Source organism: Lentibacillus saliphilus (assembly GCF_019093865.1).
Classification (GTDB): domain Bacteria; phylum Bacillota; class Bacilli; order Bacillales; family Amphibacillaceae; genus Lentibacillus_B; species Lentibacillus_B saliphilus.
This window is the reverse complement of sequence record NZ_JABJXD010000002.1, coordinates 327,302-348,511: the sequence shown is the minus strand read 5'-3', so window position 1 is coordinate 348,511 and position 21,210 is coordinate 327,302. Positions and strand designations below refer to the sequence as shown.

At 43.2% G+C, this 21,210-nt stretch carries 13 protein-coding genes; 1 reads left to right on the top strand and 12 read right to left on the bottom strand.

Annotated features, from left to right (window positions below):
* Positions 1–236: 236 nt before the first annotated feature.
* The 4 genes from HPC67_RS05845 to HPC67_RS05830 form a co-directional block, all read right to left on the bottom strand.
* On the bottom strand, positions 237–2,582 hold the full coding sequence (locus HPC67_RS05845) for a glycoside hydrolase family 31 protein (protein ID WP_217586520.1): 2,346 nt from the start codon (positions 2,580–2,582) through the stop codon (positions 237–239).
* A gap of 113 nt (positions 2,583–2,695) precedes the next feature.
* Positions 2,696–3,538 carry a sugar ABC transporter permease gene (locus tag HPC67_RS05840; RefSeq protein ID WP_281417503.1) on the bottom strand — a complete coding sequence of 281 codons (843 nt, stop codon included), beginning with the start codon at positions 3,536–3,538 and terminating at the stop codon, positions 2,696–2,698.
* Positions 3,539–3,543: 5 nt separating this feature from the next.
* Entirely contained in the window at positions 3,544–4,845 is a 1,302-nt protein-coding gene (locus HPC67_RS05835) for a sugar ABC transporter permease (RefSeq protein ID WP_217586518.1), read from the bottom strand.
* A gap of 125 nt (positions 4,846–4,970) precedes the next feature.
* Positions 4,971–6,278: an extracellular solute-binding protein gene (locus HPC67_RS05830; RefSeq protein ID WP_217586517.1), complete on the bottom strand. Its 1,308-nt coding sequence runs from the start codon at positions 6,276–6,278 to the stop codon at positions 4,971–4,973.
* A gap of 241 nt (positions 6,279–6,519) precedes the next feature.
* Between HPC67_RS05830 and HPC67_RS05825 the strand changes: the two genes are divergently transcribed.
* Positions 6,520–8,337 carry a glycoside hydrolase family 13 protein gene (locus HPC67_RS05825; protein WP_217586516.1) on the top strand — a complete coding sequence of 606 codons (1,818 nt, stop codon included), beginning with the start codon at positions 6,520–6,522 and terminating at the stop codon, positions 8,335–8,337.
* Between the two features lie 804 nt (positions 8,338–9,141).
* On the opposite strand, the gene HPC67_RS05820 is transcribed toward HPC67_RS05825, so the two are convergent.
* From HPC67_RS05820 to HPC67_RS05785, 8 genes are all read right to left on the bottom strand, one after another.
* Positions 9,142–10,443, bottom strand: a complete 1,302-nt coding sequence (locus HPC67_RS05820) for a glycoside hydrolase family 125 protein (RefSeq protein WP_217586515.1) — start codon at positions 10,441–10,443, stop codon at positions 9,142–9,144.
* Positions 10,444–10,559: 116 nt separating this feature from the next.
* Positions 10,560–11,465 (bottom strand): ROK family protein, encoded by a 906-nt coding sequence (locus tag HPC67_RS05815; protein WP_217586514.1) that lies wholly within the window; start codon positions 11,463–11,465, stop codon positions 10,560–10,562.
* A 358-nt stretch (positions 11,466–11,823) separates the two neighbouring features.
* Positions 11,824–12,741 carry a formylglycine-generating enzyme family protein gene (locus tag HPC67_RS05810; RefSeq protein ID WP_217586623.1) on the bottom strand — a complete coding sequence of 306 codons (918 nt, stop codon included), beginning with the start codon at positions 12,739–12,741 and terminating at the stop codon, positions 11,824–11,826.
* A gap of 89 nt (positions 12,742–12,830) precedes the next feature.
* Positions 12,831–13,685 carry a sulfite exporter TauE/SafE family protein gene (locus HPC67_RS05805; RefSeq protein WP_246569739.1) on the bottom strand — a complete coding sequence of 285 codons (855 nt, stop codon included), beginning with the start codon at positions 13,683–13,685 and terminating at the stop codon, positions 12,831–12,833.
* A 103-nt stretch (positions 13,686–13,788) separates the two neighbouring features.
* On the bottom strand, positions 13,789–16,080 hold the full coding sequence (locus HPC67_RS05800; RefSeq protein ID WP_217586513.1) for a family 20 glycosylhydrolase: 2,292 nt from the start codon (positions 16,078–16,080) through the stop codon (positions 13,789–13,791).
* A 266-nt stretch (positions 16,081–16,346) separates the two neighbouring features.
* Entirely contained in the window at positions 16,347–17,939 is a 1,593-nt protein-coding gene (locus HPC67_RS05795; protein WP_217586512.1) for an extracellular solute-binding protein, read from the bottom strand.
* A 535-nt stretch (positions 17,940–18,474) separates the two neighbouring features.
* Positions 18,475–19,872 carry a sulfatase family protein gene (locus HPC67_RS05790; RefSeq protein ID WP_217586511.1) on the bottom strand — a complete coding sequence of 466 codons (1,398 nt, stop codon included), beginning with the start codon at positions 19,870–19,872 and terminating at the stop codon, positions 18,475–18,477.
* A gap of 52 nt (positions 19,873–19,924) precedes the next feature.
* Complete coding sequence (locus HPC67_RS05785; RefSeq protein WP_217586510.1) at positions 19,925–21,175, bottom strand: anaerobic sulfatase maturase; 1,251 nt, start codon at positions 21,173–21,175, stop codon at positions 19,925–19,927.
* Positions 21,176–21,210: the final 35 nt, after the last annotated feature.

The following is a 21,210-nucleotide window of genomic DNA, read 5'->3' as shown; positions in this document are numbered from 1 at the left end:
AGGACGTCGCGGTCTTAGCCTTCCTTCCCTACGCACTGTGGGGTCTCACCTAAGCCCTCCTCCCACAGGAGTCTGCGTGTATTTCCGGAGCTAGTGATGAGCATTGTTCGTCGTTTGGACTAAACTCTATGTTATGTCCCACCCCTCATGACATTCAATATATTACAGTGCTGCATGTTCTATGATGACACGTCCAGCAATCCTTTTTCAACCGTTTTGGCCGTGTGCACATCAAACTACAGGTCAATTACTGGTTCGTTTGAAACACTACCATTGATCATAACATGTTTAACAGGATTTTGTCCGACAGTAGCTACTTTGATCGCTTTATAAGCAGGTGTGAAAGCCCCTTGTTTGCTCAAGACACGTACATCAACGCCATCTTCTGTCGTCCTGACTTCAATATCAAGTCGCATATAGACACCTGTTTCGTAGGCAAATGTTTCCCCGTCATCATCATAATACACCATTTGATACGTGTCTCCCGGCTGCCCTGGAACAACATGCAACGTGACGTTTTGCGGCTGTTTATCAACGTTCGAAGTCCAATCCCCTTGCATGAAGGCTGTCCCTTGTTTTACAAAAATCGGTAAGTCCTCAAGCTCGGCATGAACGAGATGGGTCATTCCGCCTTCATACACTTCTCCCGTCGCAAGCTCAACCCACGTTCCTTCAGGCATATATACCGCACGATCTGTCACTGACGGTTGCATAATCGGTGCAATCATGACGTTGTCGCCAATCATAAATTGATCATTTAAGTTGTATGTCTTTTCATCATGCGGAAATTCCATTAACAATGGACGCATCACTGGAAGGCCGGTGACGCTTGCTTCATAAAATAATGAATAAAGCTGCGGCAACCACTGATAGCGCATTTGAATGTATTTTTTAATAATCTGTTCGTATTTTTCACCGAATTGCCATGGCTCTTGGTAACGGAATCCAATCGCTGAATGGTTGCGAAAAAATGGTGTGAAAGCACCGACCTGTGTCCAGCGTGTAAGAAGCTCAGCGTTCGTGTCATGGGCAAAGCCGCCAACATCCGGACCAGTGAATGCGACACCGGACAATCCGAGATTCATCACCATTGGTAATGACATTTGCAAATGCTCCCAGAAGCTCCGATTATCTCCTGTCCAAACAGAGGCATAGCGCTGAACACCAGCGTAACCTGCTCGCGTCAATAAAAATGGACGCTTGCCGTTTAACTGTTTTTTCATGCCTTCATACGTTGCTTCACCCATAAGTAGGCCATAGACGTTATGGAGCTCACGGTGTGTTGTTGGACGGCCATCATTTCCATGCATGACCGTAACATCCATCGTCTTTGTTTCGTTAAACACAGCCGGTTCGTTCATGTCGTTCCAAATGCCTTCTACACCGATATCGGTATAAAACGCATGTTGATCGCCCCACCAGCTGCGTACTTTTTCGTCCGTAAAGTCTGGAAATGCACTGATACCTGGCCATACTTCACCAAAATAAATATCGCCTTCTATATATTTACAAAAATGATCTTCGCGAACACCTTCTTGGTAAACCGCATACTCACTGTCTTTTTTAACACCTGGGTCCACAATTGGGACAACGCGGATGCCCATATCACGTAAATCGGCAATGAGTTTCTCTGGATTTGGGAAGCGTTCCTTATCAAAGGTGAATACGCGGTATCCGTCCATGTAATGAATATCGAGATGAATCACATCAACTGGGATATCCTTTTCCACAAATTGTTGTGCCAGAGCACGCACCTCTTCTTCCGTCTCATAGCTATAACGTGATTGGTGATAGCCAAGCGACCATTTTGATGGAAGTGGAATACGTCCGGTTAAATACGTATATTGTTCCAGAACAGATTTCGGATCTGGCCCGGCGAATATATAATAATCGAGCTGGCCACCTTCAGCCGAAAAGGTATACATCTCTTCTGATGACTTCATATCAAATGTCGTTCGGAACGTATTGTCGAAAAAGACGCCATGGGCCCGCCCCTCTCGAAGCGTCATGAAATATGGGATCGATTCATACAAGGGATCGGTCTCCGGGTTGTGTGGCGCGTACACGTCGGAGTTCCACATCTCATACGATTCACCACGCTTGTCTAAATGACCCGTTTTTTCTCCAAAGCCGTAGAAATGGTCAGCAGGATGCATCGTTTTAAACGCCGCAACCACGCCATTTGCCTGGAAGGACATGCCCCGTTCACCTTCACCAACGAGTTCATAGCCTTCTGCATCCTTAACAGTCACTCGAAAAGGGGTTTTAGTAATGTGAAGCGCAAGTCGACTCGTTTTTAAAATGAGCTCCGTGTCCGACTCTTCTTCCGTCACAGCGACGTCCACCGTCTCTGTAATGACTGCTCTTGAACCTGTTAATGAAGGGGTATCGTTCGGATTCATGACAACCCTCACGATCGTATCTGTGTAAAATACAGTGGAAACAAAGCCATTTTCACAAGTGAATTGATGACGATTTCCAGACTGTTCTTTCGTGATCAATGCTCCAATATCTTTATATATCATTGGTCGTGATTGCTGATCATGACCTGGATGAATGGCAAAACTCGTATCCTGTAGCATAGATGTACCTCCTATGAAAAGTTATATGTGTACAAGCGTGCCGATGGACAATCTAACCGTTAAGACGCTACGAGCCTTACTCCAATGCTGAAATTGCAACATTTCACTAAACGTTAGCCTTTCGTTGCACCAGACGTTAGACCCGATATGAGAAAACGCTGGAGTAGTAAAAAGACGAGCGCAATCGGCACAGCAATTAAAATTGCTCCGGCAGCAAAACGGGTGAAGTTCGTTGAAAACTGATCGTTAATAAAGTTGAATAAGCCCAGTGCGAGTGTAAAGTTTTCCGGACTCGTCAACACGATTCGTGGCAGTAAAAAGTCCATAAACGGCGCCATAAAGTTAAACAGCGCAACAACAGCCAATATCGGCTTAGCAAGTGGCAGCATGATCGTCCAAAAGATTTTCAAATGCCCCGCACCGTCGATCTTCGCTGATTCATCCAGCTCTTTCGGAATTGTGTCAAAGTAGCCTTTTACGAGCCAGGCGTTAAATGGAATTTGCCCACCGAGATAAATAAGCAATAGCCCCCAAAGCGAATCTGTCAGACCGATCGTATTAAGCAGGATATACAACGCGACCATCCCCATTAAAGCCGGGAACATTTGAAGTAATAAAAACATGTATAAGCCGTACTTACGCCCGTAAAACTTATACCGTGAAAACGCATAAGCAACGAGCGATGTGATAACAACCGAGCCAACGGAATTCAAAATCGCAACGAATAAACTGTTTTTATACCAAATTAAATAATCACTGGAAGGACTGGTAAACAACCATTTATAATGCTCTAAGGTCGGATTGTCAGGAAAAAGATCGGTTACGAGCATGTTCGTCCCCGGGTTCACGCTCATCATAATGGCCCAAAAGAGCGGATAGCCAATGACGACAAACATAATCGCGAAAAAGATATAGATGAACGTCACTTCAATTCTTGATTTCATTTGCGGTTTCATAGCCATTAGTAACGTTCCCCCTCTTCTTTAAAGGCTGCTGTCTTTCTGAATTGGAAGAATGCAAAGCCCATGACGAGTATGCCCATAATAATCGTAATCGCTGCAGCCATATTATAGTTGTTCGTTTCGAAGGTTAGCTTATACACCCAAGAAATAAGGATATCTGTCCCGCCAGCACTTTGTCCGCGCACGGCTGGGCCACCTTCGTTAAATAGATAGATAATGTTAAAGTTATTAAAGTTTCCAGCATACTGCATGATTAATAGCGGTGCTGTCGCAAACAACACGTGTGGCAGTGTAATATGCTTTAATTTCTGCCAGCGCGTTCCTCCATCCACATCTGCCGCTTCGTACATATCGGCCGGCACACTTTGAAGCACGCCGGTAAACAGCGCAAAAACGAATGGGAATCCAAGCCATGTCTGAATCATAATTAAAGCAATCTTTGCCCAAAAGGGATCAGACAGCCACGGAATCATCAGTTCAAATTGACTCAAAATATCACGATTAATCGCCCCAAACGTCGGATTGAACAGTGCTGAAAAAATTAAAATTGATACAAATGCAGGTACCGCCCAAGGTAATATGAGCACTGTACGAATCGTTCGTTTGAATTTTATCCGTTTATCATTCACCAATAAGGCTAAGAAAAAGCCGAGCCCAATTTGTAATGATGTCGCAACGACCGTCCAGACGATCGTCCACGTAAAGACATTAAAAAATGTGTCTTTCCAAATATCAAGCTTGAAAAGATTAACAAAGTTATCAAACCCAACCCAGTTTAATAGATTTCGTGGTGGTGCGTTATATTGGTTATAGTCTGTAAAAGCGAGTGATACCATGAAAAGTAATGGCAAAACGACGATAAAGATCAGCATCACTAAGCCTGGTAAGATCATAAAATACGGGAAGCCTCTGTCATAAAAATCGGCAGTTGCTTTTAAAAGTGGCGGATTAGGCATCCCGTCTTCTCTAGCAATTGCATCACGTCTGGCGTCCATAATGTTATAGGCATAGATGGTTAGTCCGAATATGAGTACAATAAGCGCAATTAATCCTTGCAATAACAGTTGAATCGAATGATGTTCAAATGGAACGGTGCCTAACGTAAATAGTCCCCAGATTCCAATATCGATGTAGTTCCAAGTCGTGATCAAAAAAGAAACTGTAATGACCATCAAGAGAATTCCTTTTAAAATACGACGGTTGTAGAGCTGACCCAGTCCCGGAACAAGGACTGATAACAGTGTGGCAAGATGACGTGGACGTTTAAGACCGGGGCTTTCCTTCTTCTTTTTATGTGCCATGTCTGTTCCTCCTAACTAACCGAATAAACACTAAAAACGGCGGTTGTTGATCAACCATATAATGAAACGAACAAGATGATATGGGAGCTACTGATGAGCTCCCATGTATCACGTTCAGATGTGTGTTACTCTCCAGCACCTGATGTTGCAATATTACTTTCAATTAAATCGACAGCTTCCTGAAGCACTTCGTCAACAGGCTCACCTTTTGAAATAAAGCTCAATGCATCGTTAATTGGTTCCCAAACCTGCTGCATCGCCGGTACGTTCGGCATTGGTTCACCATACGTCGTTTGTTCGGCAAACACAGAATAAATTGGGTCATCAGCAATGATCGGATTTTCAACCGCATCATGACGTGGTGGAATTTCACCAGCGATATCATAATACGTCATTGAATTCTCTTCATTCGTAATAAACGCCATTAAGTCTTGTGCCCATTCCTTATTTTTGGAGAAGCTTGATAGCAAGTATGACTTCACGCCAACGAATGTCTTAGGATGATCACCATTGTCAAGTACTGGCATAGTCACAACACCAAGATCATCGCCAAGCGCCTCCTGATATTCACGTACCATCCAAGGGCCGTTCACGACAGACGCCACTTTACCTTCTTTAAATAAACCGTTCATAATGTCTGGCGTTAAATCTTGTGGAATATATCCTTCATCGAACCATGACTGAACAAGGTTACCACCTTCTACAGAACCGTCATTCGCCAAGCCGATATCATTGATGTCGTATCCGCTTCCGTCAAAATTAAATACGTAAGCACCATTTCCTGAGAAAAACGGATAAACAAAATAGAAGTTGGCTGCTTCCATTAAAAAGCCATATTCATCCGCACTAGGATCTGTATAATCACTAGCAATCGTCATAATATCTTCCATCGTTTCTGGTGCATCCATTAACGCTTTATTGTAGAACATCGTATATGTTTCCATGACAGCTGGGAATCCCCAATGACTGCCTTCATATGTCATCGCATCAAGAGAAATATCGGTGTATTCGCTTTCATATTCGCTCAAGTCTACTGCTTCAATGAGCCCTCTCATCGCTAAATCGCCAATTCGATCATGCGGCTGGAAAATAATGTCCGGGCCATTGCCTGCAGGTCCTTCTACATCAAGCTTTTCAACCTGATCAAGCATATCTACAGGAACGAGTTCAACATCAATCCCCGTCTCTTCTGTATATTTCGCGACAATTTCTTTGACAGCATTTTCTTGTTTTTCTTCTGCGTTCACCCAAAGCGTCAAGCTATCAGGCTTCGCTGGCATTTCCGTAGCCTCACCGTTCGCGTCGCCATTTTCTTCTGAATTACCGTTGTCATTTGCATCTCCAGATGTACCTTCAGCATCATCAGGTCCACATGCAGCGAGCACACCGACAAGCAACATTAAAGCAGCAAGTACGCCGAGCCATTTTTTCATCTTAATTACCCTCCCAGATTTGTTTTCATCTTTTAGGCAAACGTTTGCACATTCACCTTGACTAAAGTATACACCATTTTTTTCTAAAATCAACCATTTTTGATCGCCTTTTTAGTTATTTTCAGATGATTAAACGCTTTCATTTTATGAATATGCTTGATATACTCTTGTTATATAACCTTGTAAAATGAATTAAAACGACATTTTACGCAAACGTTTGTACATAAAAGGAGTGTCTAAATTGCAAAAAGCAGCCATTTATCACCGTCCGAAAAATAACTTCGCCTATGCTTACGATGACAAAACGTTACATATCATGCTGCAATCTCAAAAAGATGACGTGCAAGCGGTCAACTTAATTTACGGGGACCCCTATGATTGGGACGAGGGCCAATGGGTATTTCAAACATTACCGATGGAAAAAGTTGGTTCAACGCTTTTGCATGACTTTTGGAAAGCTGCTGTGACGCCTAATTTCCGCCGGATGCGCTACGGCTTTGCATGTACAGATGAAGTAGAAACTGTTTATTACACAGAACGCGGCTTTTACACGGAAGCACCTCGGGATACAGCGTTTTATTTTTGTTTTCCTTTTTTAAACTCTATCGACGTCTTCAAAGCTCCCGAATGGGTAAAAGACACAGTTTGGTATCAAATTTTCCCAGAGCGCTTTGCTAATGGTGATCGGGAAAATGATCCAGAAGGGGCTTTGGAGTGGGGCTCTGCTACACCTGAGCCTGACAACTTTTTTGGTGGTGATTTACAAGGAATCATCGACCATTTAGATGATTTGGTCGACCTCGGGATCAATGGTATTTATTTAACACCGATTTTCAAAGCCTATTCAAATCATAAGTACGATACGATTGATTATATGGAAATTGATCCGCAATTTGGGGACAAAGAGACCTTTCGGACATTCGTAGAGGCGTGTCATGCACGCGGCATTCGCGTTATGCTCGATGCAGTGTTCAATCATAGTGGCTTTTATTTTCCACCTTTTCAAGATGTGTTGGAGAACGGTGAGGCATCCAAATATAAAGATTGGTTCCACATTTGGGATTTTCCAGTCGTATCTGAACCACGACCAAATTATGATACATTTGCCTTTGGTGGTTGGATGCCAAAGCTGAATACTGAAAATCCTGACGTAAAGCGCTATTTATTGGATGTGGCCCGGTATTGGGTAGAGGAATTTGATATTGACGGCTGGCGACTAGATGTGGCAAATGAAGTGGACCATGCCTTTTGGCGTGATTTCCGAGAAGTCGTTAAAGCAATCAAGCCTGATGTATATATTCTCGGTGAAATTTGGCATGATGCCATGCCTTGGCTCCAGGGCGATCAGTTCGACGCTGTAATGAACTATCCGTTTACAAACAATGCGATTGATTTTTTTGCTAAGCATGCGATGAGCAGTTCTGATTTTGCCAATGCGATGACACAGGTTCAAGTTATGTATCCGGATCATATCAACGAAGTCGCCTTTAATCTGCTCGACAGCCATGATACGCCGCGTATTTTAACATTGGCAGGCGGCAAGCGTGATCGAGTGCGGCTTTTATACATGTTCCAGCTCTCATATACTGGCACACCTTGTATCTATTATGGGGACGAAATTGGAATGGATGGCGGACAAGATCCTGGATGCCGCGCCTGCATGGAATGGAATGAGGCGAAACAAGATCGCGACATGTTCCAGTTCGTACAAGCACTTATTCGACTGCGCAAAGAGGAACCTGCATTCGGTAATCGCGGTGCGTTTAGAATACTTGATGCACCTGAGAAAGATGATTACATCGTTTACGAAAAAAGCACGTATGCTGGCGGGCAAGCAGCGGCATTTGAAAACGGTGATGCCGCTGCGCAGACGTTGGTGTTCGTCATTAACAATGGTGAAGATGATTTGACCATCAATCTTGATCGCCTTTGTATTGGAACGTGGTCCGAGTGGCGGTTTAGCAAGGACTGGCAGCTGGAAAAATGTCCGATGGGGAGTTGCGATGTGAATGTGGACGTGCCTGGGCTTGGCTTTCGTATTTTTGAACGTATGGATTGACGATTGGCTGTTGCTTGGAGCTAGCTGCGCATGGGGACGCGGGCGGACCGGATATATTTGGATCGGGACGCATATATCGTGAGGGAGGCGCATATGTTTGGTGCGCGACGCATATCTCGTGAGGGAGGCGCATATGTTTGGGGCGCGACGCATATCTCGTGAGGGAGGCGCATATGTTTGGGGCGCGACGCATATCTCGTGAGGGAGGCGCATATGTTTGGGGCGCGACGCATATCTCGTGAGGGAGGCGCATATGTTTGGGGCGCGACGCATATCTCGTGAGCGAGGTGCATATGTTTGGTGCGCGACGCATATGTCGTGAGCGAGGCGCATATGTTAAAATTCAGACGCATATGTCATCTGGAAGCCGCATACATGGTGAGTGATTCAGCTCAACTGGGCATCAACACGCTAAAGATATAGAAGGAAGTGGTCAACCTTCGATCACTTCCTTCTTGTTTTCGGTTTGAGCGCGGATCGGATATGCGGCGCTTTTTCGATTTATGCATGCGGACCACGCGATATTCGGCTCATCCATCATATATGCGGCCACTTTTGAGGATATGCGGACGCTTGGCGATATATGCGCGCGAACGATAATATATGCGGCTAATACCGATTATATGCGTCCCTTGGCCTGTGCACCCGCCCCCGACCTGTGCACCCGCTCCTGGCAGTGCATCCGCCTCAAGCCTACGCACCAGCACCCGCCCCGCGCACCCGCTCCCACACGAGCATTCCTCAAACACAAAAAAGCCAGAAGGAAGTAGACAAATGTTCGGTCACTTCCTTCTGGCTTTGATTTTATTTAGACAAAGGGCTTGCTTTCACTTGTAGACCACATTGGCTAAGGACGAATTCACTGAACATCGAGTTTGCCCACGAGAACCATGGGCGTGTAAATTGAGCTGGGTCATCGACATGAAAGCCTTCGTGCATGAAATTCGTATCTGCATCGGTTGCCTTGAATGTTTCGAGTATGTCTGCTTTTTCGGCTTCGGTCGTTGCGGTCATGCCTTGAATGGCTAAGGCGATATGCCAAATATAGTGCTCAGGTGTGTGGGGACTACCGACGCCAGCCGCCACTTTTCCTTTGTAATAATACGGGTTGGCTTCACTTAAAACGAAGCGTCGCGTGTTTTGATACACGGGATCATTGACATCACAGTAGCCTAAATACGGCATAGCCAATAGGCTTGGGACGTTTGCGTCATCCATTAAAATGTGGTTGCCAAGGCCATCGGTTTCATATGCATAGATTGTTCCGAATTCAGGGTGCTCGACTTTACCATACGTTTGAATGCCATGATCAATTTCTTTCGCCAAGTCACGTGCTGCTTGCGCCAATTGCTCATCCGCTAAAATGTCTGTTGCGATTTCACTCAAATCGTTCAACACGACAACTGCAAACATATTAGACGGCACTAAATATCCGTATGTGCAAGCATCATCACTTGGACGGAAGCCAGACCACGTCATGCCAGTATAGTCAACCGGTGCGCCGTATCCGTCGTGAGATAATGTATCCTGGGCTGGGCAGCCTTCCCGAACGAAGTGATACGTTGATTGTGTGGCATGATGTTGCTCAATTTTCCACGTTTTAAGAATGGCAGCTACAGCTTCTTTAAATGTGTCATTAAAATGTGTCGTCCGACCTGTTGCCTTCCAAAATAAATATGCGAGCTGAATGGGGTAGCAGAGCGAATCGACTTCATATTTGCGCTCCCACATTAACGGGGTCATGTCTGTTATATCATCGTGATAGCGGTTGCCGTTAGCTGTCTCGTTAAATGCATTGGCATACGGATCGTGAACAATGTATTCAAATTGTTTTTGAATGACGCCTTGTACCAAGTCGGCCATGTCGGCGTCTGTTTCCGCAAGCATGAGATACGGTCTAACTTGAGCTGCGGAATCACGGAGCCACATGGCAGGAATATCACCAGTAATGACAAACGTTGTACCGTCATCTTGAGGGCGTAATGTCGTTTCATATGTGTTTGATAAGCAATTTCTAAACATCGTTTTAATTTTTTCATCATGTTGGAAATGTGTGTCAACCTTTTCAATCAAGGCTTGCATGGATTGAGGTATGTTCTTTTGCATGAATCATGGCTCCTTTGTATATATCATGTATGATGACGCTGTTAAATTAAACCATCGTTTGTGAACAGAAGCTAACCTTGCACATCATGACAACATGCGCCAGATCGCCTAAGACATTAAACGTCAAACATCAACGCCGCTGCGCCAATGACACCGGGATTTTGCTCAAGCTTTGCTGGTATGATTTTAGTTTGACGTCCTTTCGGATTAAGCGCATATTTCTTAACATAGTCTTGCAGTGCTTGGAATAATGGGGCACCTACTTTTGAAACGCCCCCGCCAATAACAATGGCTTCCGTATCAAACGTATTAATTAAAGAAACACAGCCTGCGCCGAGACGCTGCATGACCCGGTCAATTAAATCAACAATTTGTGGATGTCCATCGTGATATAGGTTGAATACGTCTTCAGTCGTTAATGTCTGGCCCATAATCTCTGAGCCCTTTTTCGCGATCGCTGTACCGGATGCAACAACCTCCAGACAGCCTTCTTGGCCACATGCACATGTGCCAAATGAAGGGTCAACAACGGTGTGACCAACATCACCCGCATTGCCGTTTTGCCCACGAAGGAGCGTGCCTTCAACGACTACCCCAGCACCAATACCAGTGCTAACCGTTAAGTAAATAAAATGGTTGAAATCCCGTCCGGCACCAATCCATTTTTCGGCAATTGTTGCGGCGTTCGCATCATTTTCTAGCTTAACGGGCATTTCAAAATGACCCTCTACTAACTGAACGATTGGGACATCTTTCCATAACGGGAGATTTGGTGGGCACGTGATCTCGCCCTTCTGACTGTCTAAAGGTCCTGGTGCACCGATGCCGATACCTTTGATTGGCTTATCCGGATGCTTGGCAATCAACCCACTTACCTCTGAATGAATCTGCTCCATCACCTGCTCAGGTTCAACCGTTATGTCTGTCTTGATGATCTTCTGGTCTATTACTGCGCCAGTTTGATCGACTACGGCCATGGCAATTTTCGTACCACCTATATCAATGCCTATTGCGTAAACCATCGCGCCTCTTCCTTTTCTAAAAATGTATTTTAAAATTCTACTTTCTTCCACACCATCAATATGGTCACTCGCAACTTATTAATCATATTTTTAAAAGATGATTATTCCTCTCCATAAAACCAAATATAACCATCTTCATACACCGATAATTAAATTAATTCAAGCTCTCTTTTTATATTTACTTTAATAAGTCGAGTATAGCATGGATACGTTAGGGCGTAAACAAAATTAAGGTACTTCTTATAAACAGGAACCGGCTTTTAATAAACGTGTAAAAAACCGTATATGCTACGAATTTCTTACACGCTTATAGATTTACTTTATTTTATTTAAATCTTTAAGACATAGCATGAGCCAGTCACACATCTTTTACACATCGAAAGCCGATATTTCCTGTTGAGCTATCTGGCGTATTAGATGTCCGGGCAGCTACTCTGTATCGATTGCAGTAGGAATGATGGCATAAATAAGAGCCACCGCGCATCACACGTGAGGTGCCAGAAACCGGACCAGTTGGGTTTTCTCGACCGCCACGTTTATGAATGTTCGTTGCAAACCAATCAGAGCACCATTCCCAGACGTTCCCAGCAACATTGAACAGACCATAACCATTTTCAGGAAAGCTCTTTGCTGGTGCAGTACTTACATAACCGTCCGCAACTGTGTTTGTTGTCGGAAATTGCCCTTGCCAAATATTACAGTAATGCTCACCGTTGGGCGTTAGTTCGTCCCCCCATGCGTACGTTTTTTGCTCAAGTCCCCCACGGGCTGCATATTCCCATTCAGCCTCTGTCGGGAGACGCAGACCTGCCCATTGACAGTATGCATCGGCATCATGCCAAGACACATGAGTAACAGGGTGATCCATCCGATCAGAGATACAAGAGTTAGGTCCCTCAGGATGTGCCCATGTCGCCCCTTCAACGACGAGCCACCATGGCGTTTGCTGAACACGCTGACGCACAAATTGCGCATTCGTTTGATCGATCAATACATGAAACACAAATGACCACCCAAATTGTTCAGCTTCTGTAACATAACCTGTATCCTCAATAAACGCTTGAAACTGTTGATTCGTTACAGTATGTACATCCATATAAAATGGCTTGACTGTCACTTTGCGAATCGGTCCTTCTCCATCAGCCGGAAAGCCACTCTTGTCATTGGTTCCCATCAAAAAATCGCCACCAGGTATATAAACCATATTATGATGAACGTGATTAGCCGATTGATCAAGCTGCGTTTTTGGCTGAACAAGCTCCTTCTTGTCTGTCATCTCCGCAACAGATCGTGACGCCGCACAACACCCCTTTTGTTGATGCCCTTTCACACGATCCCTCCTCTAAAATAAACCTTATCTATTTATCAATAAAAATACCCAACGACATTGGCAACATTAATTAAAATAATGAGGACAATCCCCACTGTAAATATCTTTTCTACGTGAGCGTCTTTCACTTTCCGTGCAAGCTTACTTCCAATTAACCCACCAGACACACCACCGATAATCATATAAGGAAGCATAGACAAATCAAATTGGGAAAACCCAGTTGAAAATGCTGTGAAAATTAGTGCTGACAGCTGAGAAAAGAAAATGATAAAGATCGAATTGAGTGCGGACTCCCTCGCACTCATCGAAAAACAAAACGCTAAAATAGCCACATTAAGTGGTCCGCCCCCAATCCCTAAAAAAGCGGCGAGATTACCTAAGCACAGTCCGATTGCAAATATGACGAATGCATTGCTTAAATGATACGTTTTGATATTTTGTTTGTTTTTTACAAACATGTAAATGATGACCATCAAAAGCCCAATCATAATCGCTTGAATGAGCTTGACTTTATCAGGGGCATTAATTTCGTGAACGAGTATGTTAAATAACCATTTTCCGAGAACGCCGCCGATAATAGATCCAGCCGCAATGACGAGGCTTGATTTTACATTTATTTTAACGTCTAGTTTTGTTGAATTAAACAGAGATACACACGACATTGAAAATACAGTCGCAGCAGATAATATCCCAACGCTTGCCACATCATACTGTCCTATTAAATCGAGGACAGGCTTAATAATGATGCCACCGCCAAGTCCGGCGAGCGCCCCGAAAACAGAGGCCGTTAAACCGATAATTAAGTATAGTAAAGCAATGATGTCCGACCTCCTAAGCTGTTTGTTCATTAAAAAATTTAAGAACAGCTCATGATACATTAAGCTGTTCAATGTTCTGTTTCATATGCAAATCATCTGTTGCGCATATCCGTTTCTGTTTCGTCGTTCATATAAGAAAACCGAACAGCGCGCAACAGTTGAAATTAAAACAATGCTATTTGACTGTTAATTTAAGCATCGAAATCGTCCCATGAAGCGAGTCTTGTGAGCTTCCTATGCGTTGCAGAGGTAAAATAAGTGTGTTGAACGGCTTCATTGTATCATCTGTAAGCCTAACCTCTTGATCATTTACAAAGAGCTTCGTTTGGTGCAATGTTGTGACAAAGCTTAACAATACCTTTTGATTCGGCTTCAGCTTATAATCAAATGAATACGTATTTGCCTCAAACTCATAACCGATATACCCATCAGCATTCACGGCATAGATGATACCACCATCATCGGCTTCCAAAAGAACTTGCTTGTCATAAACGTCCGTTAATTCAAGTTCAATATCCAACTGGGCATCAGGTCCGATAGCTGTCAGCGGCGTTTCTAAAAAAGCGTCCTCGCCATTAAACATCATGCCATTTTTTTGTGTAGCCTGATGCGCTTGTATGACGTCATATTCGTTTCCACTAAGATCGTTTAGACCTTTGTGAAAATCATAATGCACAATGGTTGCTGTTTTTGATGGGACTTGAAAGCGTGGATTCGTATTCGGTGCGTAAGCCAAGCTTTTACTTAATGCGCGAAACGCCTCGTATGTCATAGTTGAATCCGTACCCCAATTCCGCTGTGCAATAATTGGAAGTGCGTCAAATATACGATCAAACATGTCGTAGCATGTAATGCCATTTTCCAGCTTGTCTATTTGGTCATTCCACAAGGCAAAAGCACCACCTAACAATTGTGGGTGTGATTCTGGAATGACACAGCCGTTATTAAATGTGTTCGGCTGATACGTTCGGAATAGAACCTCTGTATCAAGATAGTCTTGATAATAATCAGCACCAGGTACCATATATACTTGATGGTCTTCTATATTAATAATATCAAAGCCTTGATCAAGCATTTCCTTAGGGTCTGCCCAATTCGTGTTCCAAACGTCCATTTGAATGCCTTTTGATGTTACAGGTGTAGTTCCGGTTTTGATTGATAGGCTGCCCCATACACGAGCCGTTCTCTTTTTATCGTCTCGTATAAATGCTAATAAATCATTCACATAAGCACGATAAACCTCGGCATCACCATAATATTCATCACTGCCGATGTGGACGGGAACATTGCCAATAACAGGATCGTCACCATCAAGAAATTCGTTGTACATCGATTTGATGAATGGTAAGGTTTCAGGATGCTCCAAATTTAACATGGCGGCTCTTTCCTGATCAATCTTGCCATTCACAATACTGCCTTGATACATCAATTCAGGTCGGATTTTAACAAACGACATGGCATGTCCAGGGGTATCAAACTCCGGTACAATTGTGATGCCAAGCTTTTGTGCATCCGTAATCAATTGTCGAAATGCTGCTTTCGTGTAAAAGCCATCCTGAGCTGTTAACGTATGACCATGACCTTCCAAGTCTGATTCCAGTCTGAAGCCAGTATATGCCTTTTCTAACGCCTCTTTTGCATCAGAAAAATGCTCTAAAAAAATAGCATTGTCATTTAAATGAATTTGAAAATCATTCATTTTGTAGTAGCTTAATGTTTTAATCATATCATAAATTTGATCGAGCTTCGTAAATTTACGCCCGACATCAAGCATAAATCCTCTTATTGGATATTTTGGATAATCACGGGCATAGCCATTCGGGAGACAATGATCTGCGCTGTTTTTGAGCATTTGATGTAAGGATCGTGTGGCATAAAAAGCACCGATATGATGTGCTGCATAAATAACCACTTTATTGTTAGCAATGGAAATGCTGTAGCCTTCTTTTTGTAACCCATGCTCATGGTCCGCATCAAAGATGATCACATCGGAATCACGCCTTTCTGACGCATCTCCCATAGACAGATGAATGCCGATGTCCTTTAAGTCGGCGATCAACATGAGCGCTGCTTCAAGCCATTGATCATCTTTTACAACGACTTTTGTTGCAGCATTTATTGGCATAACACCATCAAGCCCATACCACTCTGCTAATTCTGGAATGACCTTTGGCTTAGTGTTCTCTCCGCCATTGTCATATGTCCCCGTCACACAAACTTGGAATTGCTTCATCTCATGCTGATTGCCATCTTTTGTGAGCTGCAATGTGATATTGACCTCTTTGTCGTGCAAAGGCTCATATACGTTTCCATCAAGGTCTATCACCGGCAATGCGCTGCTCCCTTTTATCTCAATGACACCGAAGCGAGCGGCAGGAATTTGCAGCTTCATCGTTTGAGTATGATAGGTTAGCGACTCAATTTCATTAAGTGAAGCGATCGTTGCCTGTGAATTAACATCTGTCAAGGTGATCATCCTTCCAGTATATTTTGTTAGCGCTTATGTATGTGATTATAAAAGGAGGCTCGAGACAAACGTGGTTCATCAAAGTAACATCCGAACTGTGCGATAAATATGCGCTCGGTGAAAACAGATCAAAAGGTGCGCAATTAAAGCTTTTTGCCGCAATAGGCTTGCCACCTTTTCTTCGATCCATTTCCGGAGCACGTGTAGTGCAATGTTCGTCTTTGAAGTTAACCGTTTCTGTTTGTCCCAGCCTCAGCTTAAATTACTTAGTTGCTGTATCGCTCGTAAGCTTCTGTCTGTACGTTCATATATTCTTCAAGTCCCATATTTTCAATGGTTTTTACATAGTTTTCCCAACCGGCATCATCAAGAGATTCAGAGCCAGAAATAAATTTGTCACGCATTTCACCAACATACTTTTCAATATCGGTTCCTGTTGAGTTCATAAATTTGTTTTCATCTTTTGTGTATGTGAATTTGGACCAAATTTCGTTTGGAACATAAGGCTTAATTTTTTCTGCTGCCTCTACAGATGCTTCTGATGCTTCTGATCCACTAAAGTAGTCTGATGTAACAAGACCTGGAGGGTTAACCCCTACCCATGGCACATATTCAGACATCTTCTGCTCTCTATGCTCTGCATTCTCGATTTCATCGACATACTTATACTCACCGTTATCTTCTATATAGGATTCGCCTTCGATGCCCATATACATTAGTCTGGCACCTTCATCACTATAGAAGTGGTCCATCCATCTCACTGTTGCTGCAGGATTCGGGTTTTCACTTGTCACAACAAATTGTCCATTGTTAAATAGTGGTGGTAAAACACCTGTATAAAGCTGATCACCATTTGGTCCCTTTAGAGCAGAGACACTAACAAAGTCATCACTACCAAATGTTAATGATGGATCATAAAATACTGTGCTGGCATACTTGCCTTCACCGGCATTCGCCATATACTGGCCCCATTCAATTGAGAAAATATTTTGTTCAATAAGCTCTTCCTCATATAACTTACGTACGTACTCAAGCATTTCTCTGTATTCATCTGATGTTGGAATAAAACGTAATCCATCACCGTTAGGATCTTTATCAATGTTGTCGGCTCCTGTATTGTTTAAACCAAAGGAACCACGTAGCCATGAAATGAGGTTATTCATATTCACACCGCTATATGGAATGACATCTTCATCCGCTGCTTTTACTGCTGTTAAAAAGTCATAAAACTCATCCGTCGTCTCAGGCATATCCATATCAAGCTTATCAAGCCATGATTGGGCAATCCATGGACGTGCACCAATTCTAACTGATAAAAAGTCGCTATCTCTTATACCAGGCATCGAGTAAATGTTGCCATCCGGGAACGTCATCCCTTTCTCGATATTCGGGTCATTCTCCATGATCGCTTTTAAATTTGGTGCATAGTCATCAATTAAGTCGTTCAAACGAACAAAGATACCTTGCTCGCCGTATTTAAATAAATCAGAGTTCGATAGTGTTGAAGCAAAGAAGGCATCTGGTAGCCCGCCACCACCGATCGCAAGATTACGCTTCTCAGCGAGACTGTCCATCGTTACCTGTTCAACCCAATCAAGATCAATATTGGTCATTTCTTCATATTCATTCCAAACAGGTAGTTCATTCCAATCGATCGGTGCATTGACATCTGATTTAGCTGTAAACATTTTAAGTGTCATTTCCTCTTTAACGATTGGGAAACCGCTATCATTTACATTGTCTAACGCTTCCTGATCGAGTTCCTTTTGCTTACCTGCATCATCATCGCCTCCACATGCAGCAAGTAAACCAATTAAGGCGAGCAGCATGAAGGTAACTAATAGTTTATTCATTTTCATTGTAAGACCCTCCTCGTATTTGTCTCTAAGCACGCTTTATATACAGCTTTTAAGCGGTCTTTGTCCTCAATCCTTTCCTAAATATGGTTAGAACCCTTGAAAGACAACGCTTTCAAACTTTAACTTAATTAAACTAACTAATTAAGTTGATTAAATTATATCAAGTTCACTTGAACGTGTCAATCAAACATCAGGATTTTAAAATAGACTAGAACAAAAGAATGACAGTTCTGTATAAGTCTGATTCCTATGACTGCTTTCTGCGGAACTGCCGATTCAACATGCATTCTCGCCGATTCTCAACACGCAACTGCCGATTCAACACGCACTATCGCCTATCTCCACGGCCACATCAATAAAGAAGAAGGTCCGCTTGGCACTTGACCAAACAGACCTCCTTAGTGTTCGGTGTTCCAATTCCACGCTTTCCTCAACCTGAGCCCACGTGTGCTTCTGAACTAAGTTTAATCTTGTTCTTCTCATTGAGCTCTTAAAAATGACCTAGAGCTTTCACCTTCAAAACTAGGTTCAACCGTTATTCGTGATCGCCAACTTTTTCTTTTAATTGATACAGCTCTTTCTTCAACGCTTCAACTGTATCTGCATATTCTGGATCATGATAGACGTTATGCATCTCATACGGGTCTTTTTCCAAATCGAACAATTCCCATTCAGGTGTTCTAGGCTCATCCATTGAATCAGCACTTCCAAGCGCTTCCCCATAATAGTAAATGAGTTTATGTTGGTGTGTGCGCAAGCCGTAGTGTGCGCCCACACGATGCTCAATGCTTAAGTGCTCCCAGTAGCGATAATACATCGATGTTTGCCAATCATCCGGTGTGTTATTCTCGAGAACAGGACGCAAGCTCCTACCTTGCATAAACTCAGGAATGTCGATGCCCGCATAGTCAAGAAACGTTTCCGGAAAATCAACATTAAGTGCAAAATCCTTCGTAACAGATCCAGCCTTAATGGCTCGTGGATAACGAATCACAAAAGGCATGCGCAATGATTCTTCATACATAAAGCGTTTATCGTACCAACCATGATCACCGAGGAAAAAGCCTTGATCTGATGTATACACAACGATTGTATCCTCAGCTAACCCTTCTTCATCGAGATAATCCAGCATGCGACCAACATTGTCATCAATGGACGCCACACAGCGTAAATAGTCTTTTATATAGCGTTGATAATACCAGCTTTTCAGCTCTCCAGCTGATAGATTCTCAGGTGGCTTAGCCTTCACGTCACGCTCTCTGAGATCTCGTTCAATGCGCATTTGTGCTTCCTTAGCCGCTTCCGCACGATTGCTGTAGTCATCATGAAAAGTCGGTGGCTCAGGAATATCAACATCCTCATACATGTGCATATGCTTTTCATCAGGATCCCACGGACGATGTGGCGCTTTATGATGACACATTAGCATAAATGGCTTTTCTGTATCTCTATTTTTCAACCAGTCAAGAGACAGATCTGTAACAATGTCTGTCGCATACCCTTTATAAACCTTTTCTTCTCCCATGTCATACATCACAGGATCATGATACTCACCCTGATTTGGGAACACATTCCAATAATCGAATCCAGATGGATTACTATGTCCGCCGTATCCGAGATGCCACTTGCCAATTAGAGCTGTTTGATAGCCATTTTCCTTCATCGTCTTTTGAACGGTTGGCTGACGGCTGTCAAATTTGTCTCCTAGCGTTTTGACACCATTTTTATGATTGTACAATCCTGTTAAAATGGTCGCCCGACTAGGCGCACAGATAGAGTTTGTACAAAAGCAATTGTCAAAGCGCATCCCTTCATTGGCAATTCGATCTAAATTCGGTGTCTCATTAATTTTGCTGTCATAGCAGCTCATCGCATGTGCCGCATGATCATCACTCATAATGAAAAGTACATTCGGTTGTTTGTGTTTCCCCATTTACGCTCAACTCCTCAATAGACTTTTAATCTAATACGCTATTATTGTAGTCTTACAAAAGCGGCTCACAGCATTTCTTAAACTTCTTACCACTGTTACAGATACATAGATCATTCCGCCCTGGTAGGGGCTGCCCTGTATGAATCAATTCTAACAATCGATTCTTTTTGATCGTCTGTCCGAGTTGTTCCATCCGCTTGTGTGCATGATGGTATATCATCTTATAGCTTTCGCAAAAATACTCCACATCACGTGAACCGTCATCTTGAATGCGATTACGTGGACAGCCACCGTGACAAAGATGAAGAAACTCACATGACTTGCACGCCTCATTGAGCTCAGGCTTCATCGCCAGAAACTGATCCATCTTCTCGCTTTGGAGCATACGTGCTAGAGAATCGTGGGCAATATTACCAAGCCTAAAGTCATCGTCTATGAAAAAATCACACGGATAGGCATCACCATTTTGCTCGAAAATGATCGTTCGTGGGCACGTCTCCATATGCGCACACATTTCAGCTGAATAGCCTGAGTAAACACTTAATATATTATCGAAAAACCTGATCGAAATCGTTGGTGAACCATCACGATACCAATGATCAAATGCCTCACATAAAAATGTGCCATATTGCTCTGGTGAGATTAAATAGCGCCCTGGCTGAGATGTATCCTGCGATTGAAATTCCATACACGGTATGAACTGCACGTGTGTATAGCCTTCTTGTTCGTAAAACGCCATTAGCTCAGCTGCTTTTCCGACGTTATTTTCATGAATAACTGTCAAAATGTTAAACTCAACGCCAGCATTGCGAAGATGATCAATGCCCCGCGTAATGAGATCAAAGCTCCCTTTACCTGATCCTGTCACACGCCTGGCATCATTGATGTCTTTTGGGCCATCTAAGCTCACACCGACTAAGAAGTTATACGTCTTAAAAAACTCGGCCCATTCTTCATTAATTAAAATCCCGTTCGTTTGAATCGAGTTACTAATAATCGTATTCTTAGGGGCATGCTTTGCCTGAAGCGAGACGACTTTTTTAAAAAAGTCCAAGCCTGCCAATAATGGCTCGCCCCCCTGCCAAGCAAATGGCACTATGCCCCTTTTTAGCTCCATATATTCACGCATAAACTTCTCTAATACATCATCAGCAATACGATTAATCTTGCCTGGTTTTCCGTTGCATCTACTATAATAGCAATAGTCACATGCTAGGTTACACGCCTCCGATACTGTTTTCCACATGACACCATTGATGTGTGGACGGTTTAATGGCTCGGTCGTTGCTGCAAAATCAGTCATCTTGGATTTCCCCTATCCATATCGGTATGCAAGTC

Coding starts and splice junctions, on each gene's coding strand:
- HPC67_RS05790 (WP_217586511.1), bottom strand. CDS start 19,872: ATGGGGAAACACAAACAACCGAATGTACTTTTCATTATGAGTGATGAT.
- HPC67_RS05810 (WP_217586623.1), bottom strand. CDS start 12,741: ATGACAGACAAGAAGGAGCTTGTTCAGCCAAAAACGCAGCTTGATCAA.
- HPC67_RS05795 (WP_217586512.1), bottom strand. CDS start 17,939: ATGAAAATGAATAAACTATTAGTTACCTTCATGCTGCTCGCCTTAATT.
- HPC67_RS05835 (WP_217586518.1), bottom strand. CDS start 4,845: ATGGCACATAAAAAGAAGAAGGAAAGCCCCGGTCTTAAACGTCCACGT.
- HPC67_RS05785 (WP_217586510.1), bottom strand. CDS start 21,175: ATGACTGATTTTGCAGCAACGACCGAGCCATTAAACCGTCCACACATC.
- HPC67_RS05820 (WP_217586515.1), bottom strand. CDS start 10,443: ATGCAAAAGAACATACCTCAATCCATGCAAGCCTTGATTGAAAAGGTT.
- HPC67_RS05845 (WP_217586520.1), bottom strand. CDS start 2,582: ATGCTACAGGATACGAGTTTTGCCATTCATCCAGGTCATGATCAGCAA.
- HPC67_RS05830 (WP_217586517.1), bottom strand. CDS start 6,278: ATGAAAAAATGGCTCGGCGTACTTGCTGCTTTAATGTTGCTTGTCGGT.
- HPC67_RS05815 (WP_217586514.1), bottom strand. CDS start 11,465: ATGGTTTACGCAATAGGCATTGATATAGGTGGTACGAAAATTGCCATG.
- HPC67_RS05840 (WP_281417503.1), bottom strand. CDS start 3,538: ATGAAACCGCAAATGAAATCAAGAATTGAAGTGACGTTCATCTATATC.